The sequence below is a fragment of the Rheinheimera sp. genome (genome assembly GCF_030690345.1).
GTDB lineage: Bacteria > Pseudomonadota > Gammaproteobacteria > Enterobacterales > Alteromonadaceae > Alishewanella.
This window is the reverse complement of the sequence record NZ_JAUYGV010000001.1, coordinates 86,179-112,524: the sequence shown is the minus strand read 5'-3', so window position 1 is coordinate 112,524 and position 26,346 is coordinate 86,179. Positions and strand designations below refer to the sequence as shown.

The 26,346-nt window shown below is 48.8% G+C and carries 16 protein-coding genes; all 16 read right to left on the bottom strand.

Annotation, left to right across the window (positions count from 1 at the left end):
- Positions 1 to 53: 53 nt before the first annotated feature.
- The 16 genes from pyrD to Q8O77_RS00440 all read right to left on the bottom strand — a co-directional run bounded on the left by pyrD (position 54) and on the right by Q8O77_RS00440 (position 26,305).
- On the bottom strand, positions 54 to 1,064 hold the full coding sequence (gene pyrD / locus Q8O77_RS00515; RefSeq protein WP_305550682.1) for a quinone-dependent dihydroorotate dehydrogenase: 1,011 nt from the start codon (positions 1,062 to 1,064) through the stop codon (positions 54 to 56).
- Between the two features lie 64 nt (positions 1,065 to 1,128).
- Entirely contained in the window at positions 1,129 to 5,967 is a 4,839-nt protein-coding gene (locus tag Q8O77_RS00510; RefSeq protein ID WP_305550681.1) for an NAD-glutamate dehydrogenase, read from the bottom strand.
- Between the two features lie 227 nt (positions 5,968 to 6,194).
- A complete protein-coding gene (locus Q8O77_RS00505) occupies positions 6,195 to 8,510 on the bottom strand; it encodes an RND family transporter (protein WP_305550680.1) in 2,316 nt (771 codons plus the stop codon).
- A 1-nt stretch (position 8,511) separates the two neighbouring features.
- Complete coding sequence (locus tag Q8O77_RS00500) at positions 8,512 to 9,546, bottom strand: YCF48-related protein (RefSeq protein ID WP_305550679.1); 1,035 nt, start codon at positions 9,544 to 9,546, stop codon at positions 8,512 to 8,514.
- Positions 9,547 to 9,625: 79 nt separating this feature from the next.
- The gene (locus Q8O77_RS00495) at positions 9,626 to 10,987 is read right to left on the bottom strand and encodes a DUF1329 domain-containing protein (protein WP_305550678.1); all 1,362 of its coding nucleotides are present in this window, start codon (positions 10,985 to 10,987) and stop codon (positions 9,626 to 9,628) included.
- Between the two features lie 16 nt (positions 10,988 to 11,003).
- Entirely contained in the window at positions 11,004 to 13,154 is a 2,151-nt protein-coding gene (locus tag Q8O77_RS00490; RefSeq protein WP_305550677.1) for a DUF1302 domain-containing protein, read from the bottom strand.
- 320 nt (positions 13,155 to 13,474) lie between these two features.
- Positions 13,475 to 13,699, bottom strand: a complete 225-nt coding sequence (locus Q8O77_RS00485) for a DUF2835 family protein (RefSeq protein WP_305550676.1) — start codon at positions 13,697 to 13,699, stop codon at positions 13,475 to 13,477.
- On the bottom strand, positions 13,696 to 16,284 hold the full coding sequence (gene pepN / locus Q8O77_RS00480) for an aminopeptidase N (RefSeq protein WP_305550675.1): 2,589 nt from the start codon (positions 16,282 to 16,284) through the stop codon (positions 13,696 to 13,698). The genes Q8O77_RS00485 and pepN overlap by 4 nt, the downstream gene beginning before the upstream one ends.
- Before the next feature lie 79 nt (positions 16,285 to 16,363).
- The gene (gene nhaC / locus Q8O77_RS00475) at positions 16,364 to 17,833 is read right to left on the bottom strand and encodes a Na+/H+ antiporter NhaC (RefSeq protein WP_305550673.1); all 1,470 of its coding nucleotides are present in this window, start codon (positions 17,831 to 17,833) and stop codon (positions 16,364 to 16,366) included.
- Positions 17,834 to 17,912: 79 nt separating this feature from the next.
- Positions 17,913 to 19,244 (bottom strand): sodium-dependent transporter, encoded by a 1,332-nt coding sequence (locus Q8O77_RS00470; RefSeq protein WP_305550671.1) that lies wholly within the window; start codon positions 19,242 to 19,244, stop codon positions 17,913 to 17,915.
- A gap of 91 nt (positions 19,245 to 19,335) precedes the next feature.
- Positions 19,336 to 21,360, bottom strand: a complete 2,025-nt coding sequence (prc, locus tag Q8O77_RS00465; RefSeq protein ID WP_305550670.1) for a carboxy terminal-processing peptidase — start codon at positions 21,358 to 21,360, stop codon at positions 19,336 to 19,338.
- 17 nt (positions 21,361 to 21,377) lie between these two features.
- Entirely contained in the window at positions 21,378 to 22,091 is a 714-nt protein-coding gene (gene proQ, locus Q8O77_RS00460) for an RNA chaperone ProQ (RefSeq protein ID WP_305550668.1), read from the bottom strand.
- Positions 22,078 to 22,386: a hypothetical protein gene (locus Q8O77_RS00455; RefSeq protein WP_305550667.1), complete on the bottom strand. Its 309-nt coding sequence runs from the start codon at positions 22,384 to 22,386 to the stop codon at positions 22,078 to 22,080. The genes proQ and Q8O77_RS00455 overlap by 14 nt, the downstream gene beginning before the upstream one ends.
- Positions 22,383 to 22,856: a GAF domain-containing protein gene (locus Q8O77_RS00450; RefSeq protein WP_305550666.1), complete on the bottom strand. Its 474-nt coding sequence runs from the start codon at positions 22,854 to 22,856 to the stop codon at positions 22,383 to 22,385. The genes Q8O77_RS00455 and Q8O77_RS00450 overlap by 4 nt, the downstream gene beginning before the upstream one ends.
- Positions 22,857 to 23,000: 144 nt before the next feature.
- On the bottom strand, positions 23,001 to 24,839 hold the full coding sequence (locus Q8O77_RS00445; RefSeq protein WP_305550665.1) for a protein kinase: 1,839 nt from the start codon (positions 24,837 to 24,839) through the stop codon (positions 23,001 to 23,003).
- A gap of 5 nt (positions 24,840 to 24,844) precedes the next feature.
- Complete coding sequence (locus Q8O77_RS00440; RefSeq protein WP_305550663.1) at positions 24,845 to 26,305, bottom strand: AAA family ATPase; 1,461 nt, start codon at positions 26,303 to 26,305, stop codon at positions 24,845 to 24,847.
- Positions 26,306 to 26,346 lie beyond the last annotated feature (41 nt).

The following is a 26,346-nucleotide window of genomic DNA, read 5'->3' as shown; positions in this document are numbered from 1 at the left end:
TCAAGATGTTAAAGACTATTTTGTTCTAACTGTGCAGGATCAGCTATTGATCCTTATAAGCTGGTAACGATCTGTTTAACCAGCTCCGGGCCACGGTAAATAAAGCCGGTATACACCTGCAGTAAATTGGCTCCGGCGGCGAGTTTTTCCTGTGCCGATTGCGCGTCACTAATACCGCCGACGCCAATAATCGGCAGTTGAGGCCCCACTGCTGCGCGCAGCAGGCGCAGCACTTCGGTGCTTTTATCCCGCACCGGCAAACCGCTTAAACCGCCGGCTTCATCAGCATAACGCTGGCCCTGCACTAAGCTTCTGTCCAGCGTAGTGTTAGTGGCAACCACACCATCCATTTTGCTTTTTAACAGGGTTTCCGCTACTTGACTAACGGCCACCGGATCCATATCCGGGGCAATTTTTACAAACACCGGCACATATTTATCGTGCTGAGCCTGCAAATCCAGTTGTTCATTCTTCACGCTTTGCAGTAAATCCAGCAGTGCATCACCAAATTGCAAATCGCGCAGCCCGGGCGTATTGGGTGAAGAGATATTTACCGTGATATAGCTGGCATGGGCATACACTTTACGCATACAGTAGATATAGTCATCTTTACCCTGTTCATTCGGCGTGTCTTTGTTTTTGCCGATATTAATACCCAGTACGCCTTTGTAGCTGGCGTTTTTCACATTTTCGACCAGATAATCTACGCCTTTGTTATTAAAACCCATACGGTTAATAATGGCTTGAGCTTGTGGTAAGCGGAAAATACGCGGCTTGTCATTCCCCACTTGCGGCCGTGGAGTTACCGTGCCCACCTCAATAAAACCAAAGCCCATCTGGCCAAAGGCATCAATACACTCGGCATTTTTATCCAACCCGGCCGCTAACCCCAGCGGGTTGTCAAAACGGATCCCGGCCACCGTTACCGGTTTTAACGGTAACTGCTGTCGCCATAAACCGGCCAACGGTGTATGCGCCAAACGCTTTAAGCTACCCAGCGCGAAGTTATGTGACCATTCAGCGTCACAAGCGAACATTAATTTCTGTGCAATCGGATAAAACATAGCCTGCCTTATAGAAACAAAAAAATACCCCGGACCAGCCGGGGTATTGTAGCTATTACGCTGCTTATTTTACAGGGTCACAATGATGACTCAGCAGCATTAATTCACGCAGTGCCACCGAGAACTTGGCAAACTCATGGCTCTTCGTGGTTTTAAACTCGGCCAACATTAAGCGCCAACGCTCTAACAAGGCATCGTGCTCCGTTAACCAGCTGTTGATCACTTCGTCTGCGGCACACACTTTACCACAGCTGCGTACGACAACGGCTGACAAGGCCCGTTGCTGCCAGTCCAGCTCTTCGCGGTACGACGCCCTGGCCAAGGCCTGCCAATGGTTTGCCACCGGCTGATTGGTAATTTGCTCCAGGAACCAGTGCAAATCCATTTTGTCACCCAGCTTGAAGTAAATTTCTGCCACCATTGCCAGCGGTACTTTTTCGGCATCGGCAACCTGGGCAATATCCATGGCCGAGAATACCGTGCTCAGTTGCGCCAGATACTGCGCCACGTCTTCCGGTACGCCCTGCTCTGTTAAGCCGCTTTGTTTTTGTTGCAGTTGTTCTACTTCTGATGCAGCCAGATAGCTGCTCAGTTCTTTGTTTAACTGCTGGTAAGCCGGCTTAAAGAATGCCAGGGTTTGCTCAATATCCAGCGCCTTGTTGCGATGGCGCACAAACCAGCGTGTCGCACGGCGCATGGTACGGCGCAGCTGATGTAACAGCTTGCTTTGTAATGCAGCCGGGATCACGTTATCTAATTGCTCCAGCTTGCGCCACACCGCAGACATATCGAACAGCTCGCGCGCGATGGCATAACACAAGGTTACTTCGCCAACACCGGCACCGGTTTCTTCCAGCATACGCTGGGCAAAATTCGGCCCCATCTCGTTCACCAGCATATTCGCCAGTTTAGTGGCGATAATTTCAGCCTTCAGCGGATGGTTTTCCATCTCTGCAGCGTATTTATCCTGCAGCATCTGCGGGAAGTTAGCGAACAACTGCCGTTTAAAGTAGGCATTGTCGTAAATTTCCGGCAGTACCAGACGCTCTTTTAACACCATCTTGCCGTAAGCGGTAAGAATCGACAGCTCCGGCCGGGTTAAGCCCTGGCCTTTAGCCATGCGCTCTGCCAGCTCATCATCTGATGGCAAAAACTCCAGTTCGCGGTTTAACTTACCTTCTTTTTCCAGCGTGTGGATAAAGCGGGTGTACTCTTTTAGCTGCTCTGCGCCCAGTAAAGATGAAATACTGATGCTCTGCGTTTGACGATAACAATCTTTAATAACAATGGCAGCAACATCTTCGGTCATATCCAGCAGTAACTTATTGCGCTGTTTCAGCGTTAAATCACCGGCTGCAACCAGGGTGTTAAGCAAAATTTTGATGTTAACTTCGTTATCAGAGCAGGTAACGCCACCCACGTTGTCAACAAAGTCGGTATTAACCAAGCCGCCGTGCATAGCAAATTCGATACGGCCACGCTGGGTTGCCCCCAGGTTACCGCCTTCACCAAAGATTTTCGCTTTTAACTCTTTGCCGTTAACCCGCAATGCTTCAGAGCCGCGGTCACCCACTTCGGCATGGCTCTCGCCACTGCCTTTAACATAAGTACCGATACCACCGTTCCAAATTAAGTCCACCGGCATCATCATCGCTTCACGGATCAATTCGTTCGGTGTCATGCTGGCTTTAGTGGTACCCAACATTTCTTTCATTTGCGGTGACAATTTAATTGCCTTAGCACTGCGCAGGAAAATACCGCCACCTTCTGAGATTAACGACTTATCGTAGTCATCCCAAGTTGAAGTTGGCAGGTTAAACATACGGTTGCGCTCTTCCCAGCTCTTTGCTGCATCCGGATTCGGATCAACAAAAATATGCATATGGTTAAACGCTACCTGCAGGCGAATATGCTTTGACAGCAACATGCCGTTACCGAACACGTCACCTGCCATATCGCCAATACCAACACAGGTAAAATCGGTAGTTTGGCAATCTATGCCAATTTCACGGAAGTGGCGTTTTACCGACTCCCAACCACCGCGGGCAGTAATACCCATTTTCTTGTGGTCGTAGCCGTTTGAGCCACCGGAGGCAAAGGCGTCGCCCAACCAGAAGTTATACTCTTCTGAAATTCCGTTAGAAATATCAGAGAAAGTAGCAGTACCTTTATCGGCCGCAACAACCAGATAAGGGTCGTCTTCGTCATGGCGCACCACGTCTTTGGGCGGCACTATAGCGCCCTGCACGATGTTGTCGGTAACATCCAGCAAGCCACGGATAAAGGTGCGGTAACAGTCTTTACCTTCATTAAGGAAGGCTTCGCGGCCACCGGTTTCCGGTAACTTTTTACAAACAAAACCGCCTTTAGAACCGGTGGGCACGATAACGGTGTTTTTCACCTGCTGTGCTTTTACCAGGCCCAATACTTCGGTGCGGAAATCTTCGCGCCGATCTGACCAACGCAAACCACCGCGCGCCACTTTGCCAAAGCGTAAATGCACGCCTTCCACCCTGGGTGAGTAAACAAAAATCTCAAACATTGGTGTGGGTAACGGCATGTCCGGAATAGCGGCAGATCTGATCTTGAACGAGATATAAGGCTTATCATCGCCCTGCGCGCTTTTCTGGAAATAGTTGGTACGCAAAGTTGCGTTAATCATGTCGACAAAGCGGCGGATAATGCGGTCATCATCCAGGTTCGCCACGTTTTCCAACTGCGATGCAATTTGCTCTTCCAGCTTTTCAATAGTCTTGGCAGCAGTTTTAGATTTAGGGTCAAATTTGCTGTTAAATAATTGCACTAACAAACCGGCCAGGCCAGCATAACGGGCAAAGGTGCTCTCAACGTAGGACTGACTGAAGGTACCGCCAATCTGGCGTTTGTATTTAGCAAAAGCCCGCAGTAAAGACGCTTCACGGCCGCTTAAACCCGCGCCCAGAATTAACCGGTTAAAACCGTCATCTTCCAGTTGGCCATTCCATACTTTGGCAAAAGACTCCTGGAAAGATTGCTGCGCTGCAGCAAAGTCAGCCGGTACCGCGCAGTTCAGTTCCATAGCGAAGTTCAGCACCCAACTAACCGAGCCATCGGCGCACTTCACGGCGTAAGGCGTTTCACCAATCACCCGCATGCCGAAGTTTTCCAACATTGGTAATACGTCTGACAAATGAATAGGATGGTCTTTATGGAACAGGTTTAACCGCACGGCTTTGCTGTCCGGCTTCTCTTCCTGTGGCCGGTAAAACAGCATTTCCAGTTTGTGGTCATCATTCAGCGCTTCAAGCTTGCCGATATCCACCAGCGCATCGCTTGGCAGCATCTCTTCTTTATAGCTACGCGGAAACGCATTAACGTACTTACGGATCAGTTCGCGACCTTTGGCCTCACCATAAACTCCGATGATGGCGCTTTCTAATTTATCTTCCCAGGTACGGGCCGCTTCAACTAAATTACGTTCAATTTCTTTCACTTTATACTCGACATGGCTATCGTTGATCCGCACCAGGTAATGGGTACGCGCCAACACAGATTCAGAAAAATAAGTGGTAAATTCCACCGGCTCATCCGAGCCCAGCGCACTTTGCAAGATTGCCTGGGTTTCTTTACGCAACTGGGTGTTGTAACGCTCGCGTGGTACGTACACCATAGCGGTAACAAAGCGACCAAAACTGTCTTTTCGCATAAATAAACGCGTCATATCGCGTTCCTGCATTTGCAGTACGCCCATAGCAACATGCAGCAACTCGTCTGCGGTAGCCTGGATCAGTTCATCACGCGGATAAGTTTCCAGAATATTCAGCAAGGCTTTATAAGCATGAGTACCGGCCGCAAATTCGGACTTTTGCATCACCGTCGCCAGCTTACTTTTCAACAGCGGAATATCTGCGGCGCTGTTGTTATACAGCGATGACGAATACAGACCAATAAAGCGATCTTCACCGATAACCTTGCCGTCTTTATCAAACTTTTTCACACCGATATAATCGATGTAAGCTGGCCGGTGTACGCGTGATTTATTGTTGGTTTTGGTCAGGATCAGCAAAGCATTATTAATCGCCTGCTTACGCCCGCTTTCCGGCAGTTCAGACAGCATCAGATCGCGGGCAGCAGAACGGCGCATCAGGCCCAGTGAACTGTCGTCTATACCACTGATTTTGTAATCGCCTTTCACCGGGCTAATGCTGTATTCGCGGTAGCCCAGTAAGGTGAAGTTGTCTTTAGCCAACCAGTTTAAAAACTCACCGGCTTGTTGTATTTCTTCGCTGCTGGCTTTGCCGCTTTGCTTAGGCAGAGCTTTGATCACCTGCTGCAGCTTTTCCCGTGCCGGTTGCCAATCCTGCACCGCCAGCGAGACATCTTCCATCACAGAGTGCAGCTCTTGCTTTAAGCCATCAATAGCCGCGGTGTCGGTCAGACGATCAATTTCAATATGAAAAACCGTTTGCTCGGTGCTGGCCTTTGCTTTACTGCCCAGTTTGAAGAAATCGCTGATTTGGCCTTTAGCATCACGCTCGGTTTGCAGCGGATAATGCAGTAGCAGATGTGCAGCAATACTTTGCCGGCTTAATGCCATGCGCACTGAATCCACCAGAAACGGCATGTCCTGTACCACTATTTCTACGATAGTGTGTTTAGACTCCCAGCCGTGCCTTGCAATTTCAGGGTTATACACGCGGATTTTAGCGCCGGCTTCAGCATGGGCATTAAAGGTTTGCCATAAACTGAGCGCTGCGCCATATAAGTCACTGTCGTTACGGCCAACCAGGTCTTCGTTAGACATGTTGCCGTATAAAGTGAAGGCGAACTTTTCAACCAGGGTCACCTGGTCCTTAACTTTTTGTTTAATGAGTTTGCTTACGTTTTGTAGTAGTACAGAGGGTTGACCGTCTATCAGAGCCATTTTTGTATCCTTTTTGCAGTCACTGCTTTTAACAGCAGGCGCTACCGAACAAACCAGATCGTGTCAGCTGCGCAGTGTAGTGCCAATTGTAGCGCTTTTCGAGCACTATTTTCCGCTTTTATGCTGGTTAAACCAGTGATTTTTAAGGCGTCTGACAACTTATTCACCCTGTTTAAATAGAAAATGGCCTTTCGGCCATTTTCGTGTTTATTCATGCAGAAAATAATTTATTGCTTACGCCACAAAAAGGCGGCTAATGCCGGTAATACCACTACGGCACCGAGCATATTTACAATAAACATAAAGGTTAGCAGTATCCCCATGTCGACCTGGAACTTCAGTGCAGAGAATACCCAGGTGCTTACGCCTATTGCCAGGGTGATACCGGTAAATAGCACTGCACTGCCGCGCTCTTTTAATGCCTCGAAATATGCCTGGCGCAGTGGCGCACCATCACGCAGCATCTGTGTCATATTCGACAAGATATAAATACCGTAGTCCACCCCGATACCCACGCCCAGTGCGATAACCGGTAAAGTCGAGACCGTTAAGCCAATCTGCAAATGCGTCATCAACGCTGTGGCCAATACCGACACCACATACAGCGGCAATATAACGGAGATGGTAGCGCGCAATGAGCGGAAACTCAGCAAACACAGAATAATAACAGCACCATACACATACCACATCATCGGCTGCTGTGCTTCTGCCACCGCTTCGTTGGTTGCCGCCATCACGCCCGCCGGACCGGAGGCCAGCATAAAGCGGGTTTGCTCATCGCCAAGCTCTGCACCGTAACGTTTTGCTGCAGCAACCACCCGCTCCATGGTTTCAGCTTTATGATCTTGTAAAAACAGGATCACCGGCATAACCGAGCAGTCAGCATTTAATAAGCCGGTGCTGGTTTCTACTCTGGATGATGCCTGCACCAGGCTTTGGGTATTACGCGGCAGTACCCGCCATTTCACGTTGCCTTCATTAAAAGCGGCGTTAATTGACTTGGACACCGACGCCAATGACACCGCAGATTGCACTCCTTGCACGTTTTCCATTAACCACTGGAAGCGGTCAACTTTGTCCATAATACTGTGCTCGGTACAGGCGCTGGGAATGGTTTCCACCATCACGTTAAGGTAATCAACAGAGATGGCATAGCGATCGGTGATCAGGAAAGTATCCTGGTTATACCGCGAGTCTTCATGCAATGCCGGCGCACCGGCATGTAAATCACCTATTTTCAGCTGCTGGCTTTGCATATAGCCCAAGGTAAACAGCACCGCAGTAAGCAGTAAAATAACAGCAGCATATTTGCGGGTAGCAAAAGCTGACAAGGCGAACCAGATTTTTTCTGCCTTAGGCGACGACGCCGCAGCGCGGGCTTTGTAGCTTTGGCTAAAGCGCACAAATGACATCAGTACCGGCAGCAAAATAAGATTAGTTAAAATAATGACAGCAACACCTAAGCTGGCGGTAATAGCCAACTCACGAATGACACCAATTTCAATAATCAATAAGGTTAAAAAACCTACGGTATCAGACAGCAGCGCTACGCCGCCCGGCACTAACAGTTTACGAAAGCTGGCCTGAGCCGCAGTTTTCGCGTCCATACCGGCAGCAACCCGTTTACCGGTAGAGTTAATCATCTGCACGCCATGGCTTACACCAATGGCAAACACCAAAAACGGCACCAAAATAGACATAGGGTCGATGCCAAAGCCCAGCGCAGACAATAAACCCATCTGCCAGACTACGGCAATTAAAGAACAGGCTATCGGCAGGATGGTCAGCATCAGCGAGCGGCAGAAAAAGAACACCATCACCGAGGTAACTGCGATAGCGATAGCAAAAAACATCAGTACGCCTTTGGCACCGTCAGCAACGTCACCAACCATTTTGGCAAAACCAATAATATGCACGCTGACGGTATCACTTTGATACTTAGCGCGGATGTTTTGCTCTAGTGTTGCGGCAAAAGCTATCGTATCCAGCTTCTGTCCGGTATCCGGGTCAACTTCCAGCAGTTGTGCTGAAATCATGGCGCAGCTGTAATCATCTGCCACCATGCGACCAACAATACCGGCTTTTTCGGTATTCTCTTTTACTTTGGCCAGCCCTGTTGCATCAGCGACAAAATCTGCCGGGATCACCGGGCCGCCGGCGAAGCCGTCTTCCACTACCTCAACAAAGCGGGTACTGGGGCTGAATAAAGACTTAACCTGCACTCTGTCAACGCCTGAGGTATAAAGCAGCTCATCATGGGCGCGGCGCAAGGTATCAAAAAAACCGGCATTAAAAATGTCGCCGTTGCTGTCGCACAACGACACTAAAATATTATTGGCGCCACCGAAATCCTGCGCATGACGCAGGTAAGTTTGCATATATTCATGCTTTAACGGAATGTTTTTGGTAAAGGCCGCATCCAGTTTAATAGTGGTCGCCTTAAACAACAAAAACAACGTGGCCAGGATAAAACCTGCAATAACCAGCGCTCTGTGCCGGAACAGCGCGTACTCAAACTTGTTAACCAGTCGATTAATACTCATATTATTCTAATTCACTCAGGTTGATCGTTTTAATGCCGGCCTCAGTCACCAGCAGTAACTGCTCACGCCACACCAGGCCATTGACTATCGCCTTCCCATCTGCCCGTGAATAGTCAGTGAAAGTAGCACCGTCATCCCGGCTGACAAGTAAACTGCCGGCATTACCAACCAGATAAATCGCACCGCGCGGGCCGGTAAAGGCACTGTTTAATGTTGCCGTTTCCGTCAGCATAATTTGCTGCCAACTACTGCCTTGATCGTTACTGAGAAAAGCATGGCCGCGTAACCCTGCGGCCAGCAGAGACATTTGCGGTGTACGGATCAGATCAAACAACGAGCCGTTATAAAACTCCTCCAAGCGCTGCCAGTTGGCACCCATGTCGGTGCTTTTAGCGACAAAACCGGCTTCGCCTACCATGTACAACACATTACCATCGGCAAATAAACGGTTGAAATGTGGTAATAATGCTTCAGATTCTGACTGATAACTGTCCGGATCGGTTTCTTTCAACTCGTCCAGATATTCACGGTCCTCGTCCAACAACAACTCTGCGTGAAAATGTGGCTGCCAGCTGTTACCGCCATCTTCGGTGCGTAAAAACATGCCGTAGGCGCCAACGGCAATACCCTGCTGCGCATTAGCAAAATAAATATCAAATAAAGGTTTATCGGTTTCTGGCGCAAAATGTTGTATCTGCCAACTGGCACCGCCGTCTTCTGTCAGCAAAATCGTGGCATCATGGCCAACCGCCCAACCGCGTTGTTTATTAATAAAAAATACGCTGGTTAAATTAGACTGCACCGGCACCTGCGCTTGCGTCCAGTTTAGCGCGTCATCGCTAAACAGAATATGACCACGCTCACCGACCACAACCAGTCGTTCCTGCACACTAACAATATCGGTCAGCAACGCAGCACCGGCCAACGGCATTTGATAAGCGGCGTCCGGTTGTACACTATCGGCTGCCCTGGCTAAAAATGAGGCTGCGGATACAGCTGTGCACAGCGCCGCTAACCAAATGATTTTTCTACACATATGCTGAGTTTTTACTCTATAAAAAGTTAAAAATAAAAACGGTTGGCACCAGGCCAACCGTCGTTACATCACGATGAAGTTACCGCGTTCCTTCACGACGCAGTGCAGCCGGCGTGAAATCAGCATCACTCAGGCTAACACCGAAATCATACATCTTATCTTCGTTGTCCAGGCCGATAGCAATGTAACGGCGCGAATTAAGATCATGATATACCTCAAGCGTACTCCAGTGCGTTGGCACTTCATAATAGTTCAAGCCATGCGCTACAGCGACCCGATACAGCTCATTTCTGTTGTCATATAAATCTGCAACATGGATTTGCCAGCTATCTTCGTCAATATAGAACACGCGTTTACCGTATACATGGCGGGTGCCATCTTTCAATGTGGCTTCAACCACCCAAACGCGGTGTTTTTCCCAGCGTACATGTTCAGGGTTAATATGACCGGCCATCAATAAGTCAGCATACTTCACGTCATTGCCGTGCAGTTTATAGCTGTTATAAGGAATATAGAGTTCCTGTTTACCTACCAGATTCCAGTTATAGCGATCCGGTGAGCCGTTAAACATATCAAAATCGTCTGTGGTACGCAGACCATCTGATGCTGTACCCGGCGCATCGTACGCTACGTTAGGTGCACGACGTACACGGCGCTGACCGGTGTTGTAAGTCCATGCCTGGCGAGGTGTTTTTACCTGATCCATCGTTTCATGCACCAGCAAGGCGGTACCGGCTAAGCGCGCCGGCGAGGTTACGCCCTGCTTAAAGCGGAACAAAATGTTTTCAGCGGTCAGCGCTTCAGCCGTAGCATTGGGCTCTGAGTACTTGAACATAATCTGTTCATCAAAACCAATGATAGTATAAGCACCGGCAGCAGTAGGTGCAGCCTGGCCACCATTACGGCTGGCAGCTACACCACGAAAACGCAGCAAATGGTTCCATACTGCTTCCAGACCGTTTTGCGGCACAGGAAACGGAATACCAATAGCAGCATTAATGATACCGTTGCCGCCTTCAATCAGCTCAGCTTTGGTTGCAATGTTTTTTGTTGCATCATAGACATACTGTGGGTAAGACGCAGTACGGCGCGATTGATAAATATTCATCTTGTAAGTGTCAGGATAAATCTCAAACAGCTTAATTTGTCCCGGGCTTAACAGGCTTTTGTATTCATTCACATTGCTGCTATCGATGGTCATTAACACTTTATCCGCAGCAAACGGATCAGGGTGGTGCATACCGGCGGTATAACCCGCTGGTGCTGTAGTAATACCACCGGTCCAGGCCGGAATAGAGCCGTCAGCATTGCCGGCTTTTTCCGCACCCAGCGGAGTTAAATCGTTGCCCAGTCTCGCTGCTTGCTCCGGGGTTATTTTTGCGGCTACAGAGCAGCTTAATACCAGGGCAATAGCCGATGAAATTAGGGTGAGTTTTTTCATAATAAGTTCTCGTCCCTTAAATAGAGTACTTGATGTTAAAAGAGATAAAGTCACGGTCTTCTACGTTGTTTGTTGTGCCCTGACCGCCCCAGAATACGTTGTATGACAACTCGCCTGACCATTTGCTCAGATAATCAAAGCTAACGGCATAGGCAAGAGACTTGCGATCCTCAACAAACATAAACAACGGATCCGGCGTAATACCATTTACGTCATGCGAAAATACCACGCGTTGTGACAGGTTAACACCGGCAAAGACGTTATTGTAATCCGCTTTGGCCAGTAAACGATAACCCCAGGCAGATGCTGTCGGAAACGGGTTAGTTTCCGCGCCGTCTGATAAACCTGTATGCAAGCCTTGAATTTCAACGCCATCAGCATTTAGCAGCGGAGCACCACTACGGTCTGTGTTCGGGCCGTTTAAGCGCAGCACATTTTGATCAGGCATATCCTGAATACGGATACCGCCAACCTCAGCTAACAAGCTGACATTATCAGATCCCCATGCCGGGCCGACTAAATGCGTAAAGGTCATTTGCGCCTGAAGGGTATCAGACAGAATAAAGCCCTGAGCTGATTGACCAGGCCCCACTTTAGTACCGATATCACGGCCAATTTGTGAGATTCCGTTTAAATCAGGCCGTATCCCGGCATTGGCTAACTGCTCAGGCATACCGGCATACAAAATTTCCACGTCGTCGATTTGCAGCGGCTCATCCTGGCGATAAGCAATTTCACCGGCAACAGAGGTTTCACCCAGTGTAGTGTTAAAACTAAAACCATAAAGTTTTATGTCTTCCGGGTATTCAACCAATGCTTTGGAGAACATGGCTAAGTTCGAGATATTATCAGCGGTGATCTGGCCCTGGTTAGCTGCTAAGTAGCCTAATGACTGCAGCAAACCGGCAGGATTACCCTCACCATCAACAACACGGAAGTCTGACGCGATACCTGAAATTACCGGCACACGGCTATGATAGTTCATGTAGTAGATAGCAAACTCAGTGTCATTAAGCTCCGGCGAAAAGTACTCAAATTTAATACCGTACTCACCACCATCTTTTGGCTTAATTTCACCGTCCGCGCCATCAGGGCGTAGGGTTACTTTGGTTGGATAAGCAATAGCCAAACTTATAGCATTTGCTCTTTGTGCCGCAGTGCTGTCCGGATCGCTGATAACCGCCAGTAAATCCGGCGCGATCATCGATAAGGTATTCATTTCACTTACCAAAAATGGCAGATCAATATCCGGGTTACCGGCAAAACCTAACTGTACGTTTTGGTTGTAGCCACCTTTACCGGCAAAATCATTGGTAGAAAAATACGAACCCGGCACCGGCAGGTAACTGTTTTCCCATTGATACTGATAGAACAGTTCAGTTGATAAATTGTCTGTTAAACCAATATTCAGCGTTACCATCCCTACCGGAATGTAGGCTTCTTTCAACTCTGCGCCTGGCGCACGGGCGACACCTACATCGATAGGTGTAATATTAATACCGTGCTGAATTAATGTACTTTCACCCCAGCTCAGTACTTGCTGGCCAATTTTTACCGTAACCGGGTTCATGCCATCGTTAAAGCTGAAATTGCCGTATACATATGCATCCAGCAGACGGATATCACGACAAGCTAAATCCCGCGCTTCACTATCACCGCAAGGATCAACGCGATTGCCGGACAGAGGATTGGTATAAGCACCGTCCTTGTCCATCAAAGCAAAATCATAGAAATACATAAAACGGGTAAACAAGCCGATATTGTCTTTTTTGATCGACAACTCATGCAAACCTTTAAACAGGCTGCTGAACATATCGCCGTTATCATAGTTCAAGTTGCCGGCATCACCGTTGCTGGAATAGGCACCGGGCTCAGCCCAAATTTGTGAGCTGGTATAAACAGAATTAAACGGCATAGCTGCATTGGTTAAATCGTAGCCGTAGCCTTCCCAATTAAACCGTGGATGATTAACTTTACTGATTGTGTTGAAGTCACGATCTTCTGTCCGCCAGCTGCCGCCGTATGAAAATGTAGAATCAAAAGTGATATCAACATCACCGAAGTTCCAGGATGCTGCTTGCGCCGGTGCCATTGACAAGGCAAACAGCGCTGAAGCAACACCTATAGCTAAGGGCTTCTTAGCAAAGGTTATTGACCTTTTATTCATCTTGTTATCTCCCCCCCTGTCCCGCAGGTTTTTATAAGTGTCTTTTTAATTATATGACCAGACTGACTGATCCGAGCTCAGCTTACTTCATTAAAATAATTACATCATTTCAAGCTGCAAGCAAGGCTTGCTGTCACGTAAATCTGTTGATTTTTCTTCAGTTTTTTCTAAAAACGCCTAAGTTTCAGGCTTTTTTACCCTGCACCAGTTTAATCAATTTAAGCCGGCGCCAAATAAGTTGCTATAAGCTAATGAAATTAAAGGTCAAACCAGCTGTAACTGCAAGCCATTGTTTTAATTCACCGTTTAAAGTATATGCTCTAATTAATTTTTTCCAGGCTGATAAAAGCGGCATTATTGTCCAATGTCAGCCTGAATCTGCCCCGTATGCCGCTGGCAGCAACAAAGGGTTGAAAATGACGAAATTGCAGTTGTATCCGCTCACCATTATCAGCTGTTACCACAACATATTTTACATCGCCACGATAGTAGCTATAACACTGCTCAGCTGTGAGCATAGCGTTAAAAAAATAGCGCCGCATCATTTCAGGCTTCTGTTTACCTTTTCATACACATCATTGCTCAGGCCGGGCAAAGCTGCCAGGCGCTTTAACGCAGCCCGGATTAAGTCCTGCCGCACCGGATCAAAGCGACGCCAACTTAATAAAGGTGTAACCAGCCGGGCTGCCACTTGGGCGTTCACACTGTCCATACGGGTAACTACCTGCTCTAACAGGCTGTAGCCGCGGCCATCAAGCCGGTGAAACTGCTGCGGATTACGCATGCTGAATGCCAGATACAGTGCTCTTACCCTGTTCGGATTTTGCCAGCTGAACAGCGGATGGCGTAGCATGGCTTCGATACCGTCAAATACCTGCTCTGCCGGATCTGACGCAACCAAAGAAAAACATTTATCCATCACCAGAGCATCATGCTGCCAACGTCGGGCAAAATCGTCGATTAAGGCGCTAAATACTGCTGGCTGTGCCTGTTGGCTGGCCGCTAACGCCGCCATTGTATCAGTCATATTGTCGGCATCGTGGTAATGTTGCTGCAGTAAATCTGCCGCCTCTGTCGCAGACAGTGCCAAATACTGTAAACACAAGCCACGCAGTCTGCGCTGTGCTGCAGCAGCTTCATCATAACTATACGCTGACACCGGCAAACACCGGTAACATTGCAATAAAGCGGCGTGCAAGCGCTCAGCCAACAATTGCTTAAAGCCGGCCAATGCGGTAAGAATAGTATCGACCGGAATTTGCGTGTATTGCTCAGCCAGGGTGTCAAAGTCCGGCAGTGACAGCAGTTCAGCGGTTAATGCCAGGTCCGCTTGCGGCTGTTGCAACCAGGATATCATCATATCAAACAGTGCGTCTGGCAGCAGCTGATCCGGCGATTTACCGGCTATGACCTGCGCTATTTTCCGGCCCCAGAACTGCTGCATGGCGTCCCAGCGCGCCACACCGTCTGACGCATTGCCAGCGATAAACAGCAAACTGCTGTCGTCGATATCGGCAATCAGCTTAACCGGTGCTGAGAAATGTTCCAACCACACCACTACAGGCTCGGAGGGCAACGATTTAAATACAAACTGCTGCGCTGCATCATTCAGCACCAACAGCTGTCGCTGTTTGCTACCGTCCTTAAATAACAGCTCTACCTGCACCGGCAGCATTAACGGCTGCTTCTGCGCCTGGTCGGCAGTTGCCGGCGTCTGCTGGCTCAGGCTCAATGTTAGCTCAGCAGATGCGGCACTATAGTGCTGGCTTACCGAAAGCTCCGGTGTACCGGACTGGCTGTACCACTGCGCAAAACGGCTTAAATCTGTGCCGCTGGCATCTTGCATAGATTGAACGAAATCATCGCAGGTGACTGCCTGGCCGTCGTGACGTTGCAGATACAACGCCAGACCTTTGGCAAAGCCATTGCGGCCGAGCAGGGTTTGCAGCATGCGGATCACTTCCGCGCCTTTGTCATATACCGTCACAGTATAAAAGTTGTTCATCTCCAGCACTTGCTCCGGCCGGATTGGATGCGCCATTGGCCCGGCATCTTCAGCAAACTGGGCGGTGCGGATCAGCTTTACCGCATCTATACGGCACAACGTCGGCGAGCCCATATCGGCACTGAATTCTTGATCGCGAAATACCGTTAAGCCCTCTTTTAAACTGAGCTGGAACCAATCACGGCAGGTAACGCGGTTACCGGTCCAGTTGTGGAAATACTCATGGCCAATAATCGATTCAATATTAAAGTAATCTTTATCTGTCGCTGTGGCGGCGTCGGCTAACACATATTTACTGTTAAATATGTTCAAACCTTTGTTTTCCATGGCGCCCATATTAAAAAAGTCGACCGCCACCACCATGTAAATATCGAGGTCATATTGCAAATTAAAGCGCTGTTCATCCCAGCGCATAGCACGTTTTAGTGCCTGCAGGGCAAAATCACCTTTGCTCGCCGCGCCTTTATCGACATATAACTCTAAACTGACGTCACGGCCCCCTTGTGTGACAAAACTATCGGTTAAACGATCGAAATCACCGGCGACCAGGGCAAATAAATAACAGGGTTTAGCAAAGGGATCGTGCCATTGCACTACACGGTTACCGGCGCTATCAATATATTCGGCAAGCTTATTGCCGTTCGACAGTAAAAACGGATAACGCTCTGCCGGCGCAATAATCGTGACAAAATACTCGGCCAGCACATCAGGCCGATCTAAGAAGTAACTGATCCGGCGAAAGCCTTCAGCTTCACACTGAGTGCAAAAAGTCTCGCCGGCCAGATAAAGCCCTTCTAAGGCGGTATTGGTTTGCGGAGATAACTGAGTAACTATGGTTAATTCAAACTGATCAGGCACGGATGGCAGCGTAAGGCTGTTGTCATCCAATTGGTAATCGTTATCTGACAACGCCTTACCGTTTACTGCCACGCTTAACAGCTGTAAATGCCGGCCATCCAGCACCAGCGTAGCATCTTTTTGCTGCCGCTGTAATTGCATCACCGATGTCACCTTTGTCGCGGTATTGTCCAGCTCAAAACACAACTTTACTGTGCTGATACTGAAAGCCGGCGGCCGGTATTCGTGGCGGGATTTGACAGTACGGGTGTTGGTATTCTCGGTCATACAAACGCCTTAATAAATTGCGGTTAGCGTAATTGAGTATAATGACGAAAAAGCCTGATTAGATCAGGCTTTTTTGGCTTCAGGCTTTGGCGGCAGCTTCCTGCACCACCGAGTCGGGTGGTGTTAATTTCAGGATCTTAATGCCACAGTAAGCATAGATGATCGCCAGCACCGGGTTGATCAGGTTAAAAAAGGCATACATAGCATAATCCAGCGGGCTTACCTGTAGTACGCTGTGCATATAAGCACCGCAGGTATTCCAGGGGATTAACGGGCTGGTAATAGTACCGCCATCTTCCAACGTACGCGACAAATTCACCGGTGCCAGTCCACGGCGCTCATACTCTTCTTTAAACATGCGCCCGGGCATAACAATAGACATGTACTGATCAGCTGTCAGCACATTAGTGGCAAAACAGGTGGCAATAGTGCTGGTGATGAGTGAACCGGTACTTTTAGCAAAATGCAGGATCGATTGCACAAATTTACGTAACAGGCCGATTTTTTCAATGGTCGCACCAAACATCATGGCACAGAACACCAGCCAGACTGTGTTCAGCATACTGGCCATACCGCCACCGCTAAGCAAGTCATTTAAGCTGGCGTTACCGGTATCGATACTGAAGCCGGCATGGAAGGTATGCCAAATCAACTTCACCGCACCTATGCCGTAGCTTTGCTCAGTTCCCACCATTTTGGCTATCAGCTCCTGCTGAAACAACAGCGCCCAGACTGCTCCAAGCATAGCGCCGATAAATACGGTTGGAAATGCCGGCACTTTTTTAACTGCCATTGCCAATAACACAAACAACGGAATTAACGACAGAAAACTGATAGAAAAATTCTGCTGTAATACCACGCTGATTTGTTCAATGCGGGCAAAATCAGCGCTTACATCTGAGCTAAAACCAATGATAGTAAACAGCAACAACGCTAAAGCAAAGCTCGGTACTGTGGTCCACAACATATGCCTGATGTGGTCGAACAAATCAGCGCCGGCTACCGCCGGGGCAAGGTTGGTAGTTTCGCTCAGCGGCGAAATTTTATCACCGAAATAAGCACCCGATACAATAGCGCCGGCGGTAATGGCCGGTGATAAGCCAAGCCCTGCGGCCACACCAATCAGTGCTACGCCTATAGTAGCTGCGGTAGTCCAGGAGCTGCCGATGCTCATGGCGACAATACCGCATAATAAACAGCTGGCGGCGTAGAACCAACTGGGACTTAGCAGCTGTAAACCATAATAAATTAAAGTAGGTACAGTGCCGGACAACATCCAGGTACCAATAAGCGCGCCTACCGATAACAAAATAAGTACTGCACCCAACGACAGTGAAATGCCCTTCACCATCGCTTTTTCAATCACCGACCAACGGTAACCGTTCTTTAAGCCAATAATTACAGCCACAGCTGTTGCCATAAACAACGCTATTTGATTGGGACCATAAGAAGAGTTGTCACCAAACAAATACACAGATGCAGATAGCAGCACAACCAGTACCAGCAACGGCACAGCGGCATCCAGAAAACCGGGTTGTTTTACAGACATAGAATTGATGCTCCGATTAGCAAAAGACGCCGAAGCGCCTTTCGTTTTATTCTTGTTATAAATAGTGATTTACCGCAGTTTACAAAGAGCGGTAAAACATCAGCACGATAATCAACGGGCAGACAAACTTGACGTACCAGGGCCAGATGCGCCAGAAAAAGCGCTGCTCCGCGTGCGCATCACCTTTTTTCAGTTCTTGCAGTATGTCGTTTCGCCGCCAGATCCAGCCGGCAAACACACACAACATCAGCCCCAGCAAGGGTTGACTGTAGCGGGTAGTCAGTGCAATAACAAAACCAAACAAGCTGTCAAAATTGATAATAATCAAACAGCTTAGCGACAAGATAACGGCAGCTATCAGCCAGACGGCCTTCTGTCTGACCACGTTGTGCTTTTCCACCACGTAGGAAACCGGTACTTCAAGCATCGAGATAGAGGATGTTAAAGCGGCAATAGACATCAGCAGAAAAAAGGCAAAAGCAACAATACCACCAACAACGCCCATAGTGGCAAACAGCGATGGCAGCACCGTGAAGATAAGCGTGTCTTCAGACAATAACCGGCCGTTTTCAGCAAAAATCTGCACACCATTATTCAGTGCTACATACATTGCAGGAATAATCAGCAAGCCCGCTAACACGGCCACTCCAATATCCACCAGCGATACCGCTGCACCCAGCCGTGGCAGGTTTTCGCTGTGACTGACATAAGAGCCATAAATCAGCATAGTTCCGACGCCGAGCGACATCGAAAAGAACGCCTGTCCCATCGCACTTATCAGCAAATCGGGGTTCAGTACCTGGGTAAAATCAGGTAACAAATATACTTTTAAGCCGTCAACAGCACCATCTTGTGTCATCACGTAACCAAACAGAATCAACATGATGATAAACAGCGTTGGCATTAAACGCACTGACCAGCGCTCTATGCCATTAACCACGCCACCACTGACGATGCCAACGGTCAGGAGCATAAACAACGCGCAAAACAGTAAATTTCGTTCTAACGAAAACGCTGTTAACCACTGCGACAGCTGTTCCAGCCCTGCCAGATTAACTACAGCTTCTATCGTATAGGCCAGCATCCAGCCACCCACGATACTGTAGAACGCCAGAATAAGAGATACCGTCACTATACCCCAGCCACCAACCAGCCGCCCTGATATGCCTCTTGATACCTGACCTAAGGCATCAACCACATTCGACTTAGTGGCACGGCCAATCAACAGCTCTGCCATTAACACCGGGTAAGCCAGTAAAAAAGCCAAAACAAGGTATACCAACACAAAGGCTGCGCCGCCATTGCTGGCAACCTGAGTGGGGAACCCCCAGATATTGCCAAGTCCGACTGCTGAACCGGAAGCAGCCAGAATAAAGCCTATTCTCGATGAGAATTCACCACGTGTAGTCATAGTTAACCTTTATAATTATTATGTTTTACAATTCGACATTAACAAAAGGCGGTAATAATACCGCCTTATTCAACTGATAAAACCCTGTTTGTTATTTTTTTGCCAAACGACTGATCATTTTTAAATCCGCCGTAATGTTGGCCGCTTCTTCTAAAAATGGGTCAATTTCTTCCAGCTTTTCCGGCACATCATCAAGTGAGGTTACCGCCGGTAAACCAAAACGTTTCAGCCGTGCATTTACCCGAACCAGCTGCTCTGCTTTGCTTTTATCACGCTCGGCCACCCGCTCGGTTTGCTTTAATGACACGGTTTTTTCGTCCAACTGCTGCCGGTATTCAGCGATATCATCCAGTAAATACTGAAATTCTACTTCATTGCTGATGCGGGCGTTATGCTTCTCGCGCAGCGCAGGCACCAGCATTGCCAAGTCGTTTAACGCTTCATATTTCGCAGCATTAATAGAATCCCACGGCAGTGCATACTCTTCTTTACTTTCCCCCCATTCGGCAGGGTCTATAGCGGTAGGGAACTGAATATCAGGGATCACGCCTTTGTGCTGCGTACTGCCACCGTTAATACGGTAAAATTTGGCAATGGTGTATTGCACGCTGCCCAGCGGACTGTCAAACATGTCATAAATACGGCCTAAACCGCGATGCTGCTGCACAGTGCCTTTACCGAACGTTTGCTCACCTACCACTAGCGCACGGCCATAATCCTGCATGGCTGCAGCAAAGATCTCCGATGCTGATGCACTGTAACGGTCAACCATAACGGTTAACGGGCCATCATAGTAACTGACGCCATCATTATCCTGCGATACGGAAACCTTGCCGTCACCCTCACGAATTTGCACCACCGGGCCACGATCGATAAACAAGCCGGTCAGTAAGGTGGCTTCTTGTAATGAACCGCCGCCGTTACCGCGCAGGTCGACAATAATGCCGTCGACTTTACTTTCGTGCAGTTCCACCAGCAGCTTCTTAACATCTTCAGCCAGATTGTTGTAAAAACCCGGAATGCTGATCACGCCAATCTTTTGATCCAGCTCCGACAACTGCGGCTCAAACACTTCAGCTTTTGCCGCCCTGTCTTCCAGGCGAATTTTATCGCGCACTATGCTGATTACTTTAGCCTGACTGGTGCCGATATCATTGGCGCCAACAACCTGTAACCGCACTGTACTGCCTTTAGGGCCTTTAATCAGATCGACCACATCATCCAGCCGCCAACCGATAACATCAACAAACTCGGCGTTATCTTGTGCCACACCGATAATTTTATCTTTTGGCTTCAGTTTCTGTGTGGTGTCAGCCGGGCCGCCTGGCACCAGGCTTTGGATCACGGTGTAATCTTCATCCGCGCGCAGCACAGCACCGATACCTTCGAGTGACAGGTTCATTTCCTGTTGGAAACGATCAGCATTACGGGGTGATAAATAAGAGGTATGGGCTTCAATACTGCGGGCAAAAGAGTTCATTACCAGCTGAAACACATCTTCGCTTTCAGTTTGCGTCAGCCGTTTTTGCGTATTACGGTAGCGTTTGGTTAAAACGGTTTTTGCTTCTTCGTCTGTTTTACCGGCCAATTTCAGATTAAGTACATCAAACTTAACGCGTTGGCGCCATATTTCGTTTAATTCAGCTTTATCTGCCGGCCAGGCTACATCTTCACGATCATATACGTACTGATCATCGACAGAAAAATCGAAATCTTGTTCTAACAAGCTCAGTGCATAATCAAACCGCTCAGAACGCCGCTCCAGCGTCAGGTTAAACATATCAAAAGCAAAACTCAGATTGCCTTTATTGATGCCGTCATCGAATTTGTCGCGATATTGTTCAAACAAATCAACGTCAGCTTTAGTCAGTACATTGCGATAGTAATCCAGGTTTTTCAGATAGGTATCAAACATTCTGGACGACAGTTCATCATCAAGCTGCACCGCGGAATAATGGCCACGGGTAAATAATGCAGTGATCCTTTTACTCGCTGTCGCGTGCTGATCCCCTTGTGTAATAGCAGGTAAAACCAGCGCCTCGGTTTTTGAATCAGGAGAGGCGTTTATGCTAAAAGCAACGATTAAAGCTGTCGCAAGTACTGATAATTTTTTCATAAGCTACTCTGAGTTGTTCACGCCAAATACAAACTGTCCTGACGTGTTTTTATCACCATACCAGACCCGAGTTGCACAGTCACATCGTCTTTGCTGACTTCCAGCACTGTCGCTAACATCGGGCTTTGGCCGAGCTTCAGCAATACTTTGCCGCCTACTACCACTTGTGCTGCGCCGGCAGGTTGTAACTGCACCGCAGCTTTGGCTTGCTCTGCCTCTGGCTTAACCGGTTTTTGATTAACCTTAGTGCCTTTAGAGGAGACAGCAGGCTTTTTGTTCGCTGTTTTTTTGTAACCAGGTTTGTCTGTCGCATTTTGCGGCGGGTTTTTCGCTTTGGCTTCCGCTATTTTCGCTTTGCGTTTTTCCGCTGCTTTGGCTTTACTCTCTTCCAGGGTTTTCAGCGCATGTTCGGCCTGGGCCTCATCTATCATTACGCCGGTAACGCCATCCAGATCAACCCGGGCCACGCCCACTTTGGTGGCTTCCAGATAACGCCAGCTTGACGTGTAAACACGCAAGGCCTGGCGCAATTGGGTTTTACTTACCGTAGTATCTTCGTGCAAGCGCTGCGCTAAATCCTGGAAAATACCAATTTTCAGTGGTTTGGCTTCTCCGGTCAGACTAAAGCAGGCCGGAAACTGACTGGCAAGATAAGCCAAAACATCTTTCACTGAAGTGGCTTTAACATGTTGTTCGGTTGGGGTGGTCATTAACGCTTCACTCTTCTTCATCTGCGGCATCCGTTTCCGGTACGCCTTCTTCCAGCTGTTGGCGAACATAAGCCAACGCCCAATCTATTAATTCATCTTCATCTGCTTCGAGCAGCACAGTGCCGCCGCGCAGTTCATTCCAGATAGCCGGCAAAAGCTGTTCTACCTGGTAAGGCGTAATATTTTCCGGTAAAGCGCTCCATACAGCATGATAAACAGCATTAATTTTATCTGTTACCAGCTCTTCTTCACCTTCCCAGTCACCAATATCTGCCATATCGAACAGGTAATCGTGAATTGAGATTGCATCTTTCATAGCGTAACGGCCAAATGCTGCTCAAATATGCGGATTAGCTGCTCAAGCCCTGCCTGATCGTCGGCATCAAACCTTGCCAGTTCCGGGCTGTCGATATCCAGCACCGCGATAATCTCGCCGTTGTGGCGCAGCGGTAACACAATTTCAGAGTTACTGGCGGCATCACAGGCAATGTGGCCCGGAAATTCGTGCACATCTTTAACCAATTGCACCTGACCTGTGGCAACAGCCGTGCCACAAACGCCCTTACCCACGGCGATGCGAACACAAGCAACCTGGCCCTGAAATGGCCCTAACACCAATTCAGCGCCACGCATGATATAAAACCCTGCCCAGTTTAACGCCGGCAGCTGGTTAAATAACAACGCACTTAAGTTCGCCATATTGGCAATAAGATCGGGTTCCTGCTCAATTAAAGCCTGCGCCTGCTGATTCAGCAGCCGGTATAACGCGGTTTTCTCACTGGACATGAAATATGGGATTCTGACTAAAGCTCAAAACCCGTACATTACTCGTTTTACCTGAGAATTTAAACCACTTCAGGGCAAAGATTTCCTGACATCGGCTGTTTTATTGCCGGGCAGCCGGTGTTTGCCTGATATTTATACAAAATTTCAGCCTGGCACACTATCTGCTTTGTGCGGATTGGCCGGATAGTAGCATACCGGCTGCTGCGCCTGATGGCTGAAAAAGCGGGTATCTTTGTAAGGCAGTTTCATAAAACCGCCCACGCCCTCGCCGCTTATCAGCGCCACTTTATGCAAAATACTGTGCAATAAACGCTTAAACTCCGGTTCTGCAACCGGGTCCAGCAAACGGTAGTAACTGTGAACTTTCATATACAAGGCGCTAACTTCGAAAATAATGCAGCCGGTATGGCGGATTAAATTCAGTTTGGCAATGTCGTCCATAATGGCGTCCGGCAGTATCAGCTGCTCGTCCGGGTCTTTACCATCTTCAAAGTATGAGTGCTGCTTACTGGCATCTTCATTACTCAACACCGGCGCCAGCTGATAAGGAATAGCCGCGTCTGCCGGTGCCGTGAACGGCTGTGCGACACTGTTACGGCTGATATGAATGGTGTTACGGGCGTTAAATAAACAGGCTTTAAAAATACCTACCTTAGCGATAGCACGGGCCAGGGTAACCACATTATTTACCGACAAAGCAAAAGACTGCGCCAAACGCTCGTCATACAAATTCAGGCTGGAATCTATATAGATCCCACCGGCTTGCCAGTGAATAGCCAGACCACCTACCACCGGGAAGCGCGCCAGCCGGCTTACCGCTGCAACAAAGGCTTTTTCTGTTTCGCCCATGCCTTGCAAATAATTTTTGTAGTAGCGCTCTAATTGCACATCATCGACATAGGCAATGCCTTCTTCTTCGCTGTGCTCGCGCAAAAACGACTTTCGTGATGAATACACTACTGTATCCAGCTCCCGCACCTGCGGGCTTACCCACACCGGCAACAGCGGCGCATCATCAAACTGTGGCAGGGGCGGCAGCACCAGATGCTTTAACCTGGGCATTTGCTGTAAAAAGTAATCGCCGGCCTGAGCGCGCAGCATCGCATCGTCTGATAACATACTGTCGAGCAAGGTAGCAAATTCTACCGGTAAACCAAGGCTGCGCGCCGGTATGGCTTTACAACCAAAACGGCAGGACTGGCCGGAGGCCAGCGCATATAAAGTGCCGGCAACACCCTGCTCATCAAAGCGCGGGCTGGACAGCGCGCCGATACGCTGCTCCGGTCCGATAAAATACACATCACCCATTCGTGCATTGGAGCTTTGCAAGTCGGCCGACATCAGCTGCATTACATTGTTGGACAGATACTGGCCCTGTGCATCAAGCTGGGCAAACACCGACGAGCCCCAATCAATTAAACTGACCAGGCCGCTTTGCTCATCAAACACCAAATTCGACGGCTTAACGTCGCCGTGTACTATTGGTATTAGCTCACCGTCTTTAACATGGCTGCGCAGCGCCAGCAGTACGTCTGCCAACTGGCAGGCAATATCAATTAACAGCCTGGCAGTTAAACGGCCGTGCTTTAAGCTGTAATGCTCCAAATCCATGCCCTTGCCGCGTTGCATCATCAGAATGCCCTGCTTTTTTACCACCTGGTAGGTGATATAGCGCGGTACATTCGGGTGTTGCACCTGGGATAACATATAGGCTTCGTCGGCCAGACGATCCTGAATATGCTGCGGCAAATTGATGCGGGAAAACTTAAATACACAGGCCTGGCCGCTGCTATCCAACCCGGCGAAGGCAAAACCATAAGCGCCCTTGCCTATCAGCTCTATTTGGCTGTAACCCAGTTTTTCCAGCTCAGAAATACACAGCGCCACCCAATCTTTCAGCTTTTTGGCATCATTGGCGTTAAGCAGATAAATTGACTGCTCTTCCGGAATATAGAAGTTTCGCAGCTGGTTCTTATATTGCATCTGCACTAGGCCTTAACACAGCGTTCAAGCGCCCATTGGCGCAGCGCATTTATCTGCTCTGCCATTATCACCGATAGCGGCTGGGTAGCAGACAGCTCTGTAACCAAATGCGTCAGGCTGAAGTCAGCGTTATCTGCACGAGCACGGAAACCGGCACCGACTACCGCTTGCTCTAATTCCGCGCCGGAAAAGCCACGGCATAGTGCCAGCGCCGACTGCAGCGCCTCGTCAGTTAAGCTTAGCCGGCGTTTTGCCAGATGCAGTTTAAGCAGCTGTAAACATTCGTCTTCGGTGGGTAAATCAACAAAGAAAATCTCATCAAAGCGGCCTTTACGCAACAGCTCCGGCGCCAGCTCATGGATGTTGTTGGCGGTAGCCACCAGAAAAACCTGCGATTTACGCTCAGATAACCAGGTGAGGAAACTGCCGAGTAAACGCCGTGTCACGCCGTTGTCGCTATCGCCACCGGACAAGCCTTTTTCAATTTCATCGATCCATAACACACAGGGCGACATCGCATCGGCCAGCGCCAGCGCCTGGGCAAGGTTTTTTTCGGTTTCGCCAATGTATTTGTTATACAACCCGGCCATATCCAAGCGCAGCAGCGGCAAGCCCCAACTACCGGCAATGGCTTTGGCTGCCAGACTTTTACCGGTGCCCTGCACTCCGGTTAGCAACAACCCTTTGGGCGTGTCAGCTTGCTGCGTCACAAAGGCCTGATGGCGCTGCGCTATCCAATGTTTAAGGTTGGCCAGGCCAATCACGTTGTTAAAGCTAACGCTGTCAAATACCTGCGACAGCACACCGTCGGTTTGCAACAAGCTGAACTTGGCGCGGTTAATTCGCGGAATATCTGCCGCAGTAACAGCACCATCATCAGCAATGGCTTTGTAGGCTAAGCGCTTCACCTCTTCAAAGGTTAAACCACGCAGATTTTGTACTAACAGCGTCAGATTTTCCGGCGTCAGCTCTGCCGTTATGCCCTGTTTAACCGCATAGCTATCGGCCATTTCATGCACTAACTGGCGGATTTGCTGATCTGACGGCAAGCTCAACTCAAAGCGATAACATAAACGGGCCAGCTCGGATGGCACCTCTATCGCGTGGCTTAGCAACATAATAGTGTGACCCAGTTGCTCATGCGCCTGCGCGATTTCTTTGATATAGCGTACATGCTTAGGCTCGGCTAAAAACGGATGAAAATCGCACAACACAAAGATACCGGGGTTGCGGGTAGCTTTAATTTGCGCCAACAAATTAGTCGGATCTGCATTAAAGGCCTGAGCACTGTGCTCACTATCCAGCCGTTGCAGGCCTTCGGTAATGGTCCACTTAAACACCGGGCGCATTAAATTTACTGCCAGCCGTTTTATCAGCAACAGTGCGCGGGGTTCTTCATAACTTTCAATTACAATCAGCGGGCTGTGTGCCTGCACCAGTACCCGTAAATCATCAAATTCGTGCATAGCTGTCCCTGAGCAAAGAAAATAAAAAAACCCACTATAAT

What these genes read in the sequence shown, in the direction of transcription:
- prc (WP_305550670.1), bottom strand. Translation starts at nt 21,360, where the DNA reads ATGAAAAAATTATCAGTACTTGCGACAGCTTTAATCGTTGCTTTTAGC.
- Q8O77_RS00505 (WP_305550680.1), bottom strand. Translation starts at nt 8,510, where the DNA reads ATGAGTATTAATCGACTGGTTAACAAGTTTGAGTACGCGCTGTTCCGG.
- nhaC (WP_305550673.1), bottom strand. Translation starts at nt 17,833, where the DNA reads ATGTCTGTAAAACAACCCGGTTTTCTGGATGCCGCTGTGCCGTTGCTG.
- Q8O77_RS00440 (WP_305550663.1), bottom strand. Translation starts at nt 26,305, where the DNA reads ATGCACGAATTTGATGATTTACGGGTACTGGTGCAGGCACACAGCCCG.
- Q8O77_RS00470 (WP_305550671.1), bottom strand. Translation starts at nt 19,244, where the DNA reads ATGACTACACGTGGTGAATTCTCATCGAGAATAGGCTTTATTCTGGCT.
- Q8O77_RS00510 (WP_305550681.1), bottom strand. Translation starts at nt 5,967, where the DNA reads ATGGCTCTGATAGACGGTCAACCCTCTGTACTACTACAAAACGTAAGC.
- Q8O77_RS00485 (WP_305550676.1), bottom strand. Translation starts at nt 13,699, where the DNA reads ATGATGCGGCGCTATTTTTTTAACGCTATGCTCACAGCTGAGCAGTGT.
- pepN (WP_305550675.1), bottom strand. Translation starts at nt 16,284, where the DNA reads ATGACCGAGAATACCAACACCCGTACTGTCAAATCCCGCCACGAATAC.
- Q8O77_RS00445 (WP_305550665.1), bottom strand. Translation starts at nt 24,839, where the DNA reads ATGCAATATAAGAACCAGCTGCGAAACTTCTATATTCCGGAAGAGCAG.
- Q8O77_RS00495 (WP_305550678.1), bottom strand. Translation starts at nt 10,987, where the DNA reads ATGAAAAAACTCACCCTAATTTCATCGGCTATTGCCCTGGTATTAAGC.
- pyrD (WP_305550682.1), bottom strand. Translation starts at nt 1,064, where the DNA reads ATGTTTTATCCGATTGCACAGAAATTAATGTTCGCTTGTGACGCTGAA.
- proQ (WP_305550668.1), bottom strand. Translation starts at nt 22,091, where the DNA reads ATGAAGAAGAGTGAAGCGTTAATGACCACCCCAACCGAACAACATGTT.
- Q8O77_RS00450 (WP_305550666.1), bottom strand. Translation starts at nt 22,856, where the DNA reads ATGTCCAGTGAGAAAACCGCGTTATACCGGCTGCTGAATCAGCAGGCG.
- Q8O77_RS00500 (WP_305550679.1), bottom strand. Translation starts at nt 9,546, where the DNA reads ATGTGTAGAAAAATCATTTGGTTAGCGGCGCTGTGCACAGCTGTATCC.
- Q8O77_RS00490 (WP_305550677.1), bottom strand. Translation starts at nt 13,154, where the DNA reads ATGAATAAAAGGTCAATAACCTTTGCTAAGAAGCCCTTAGCTATAGGT.
- Q8O77_RS00455 (WP_305550667.1), bottom strand. Translation starts at nt 22,386, where the DNA reads ATGAAAGATGCAATCTCAATTCACGATTACCTGTTCGATATGGCAGAT.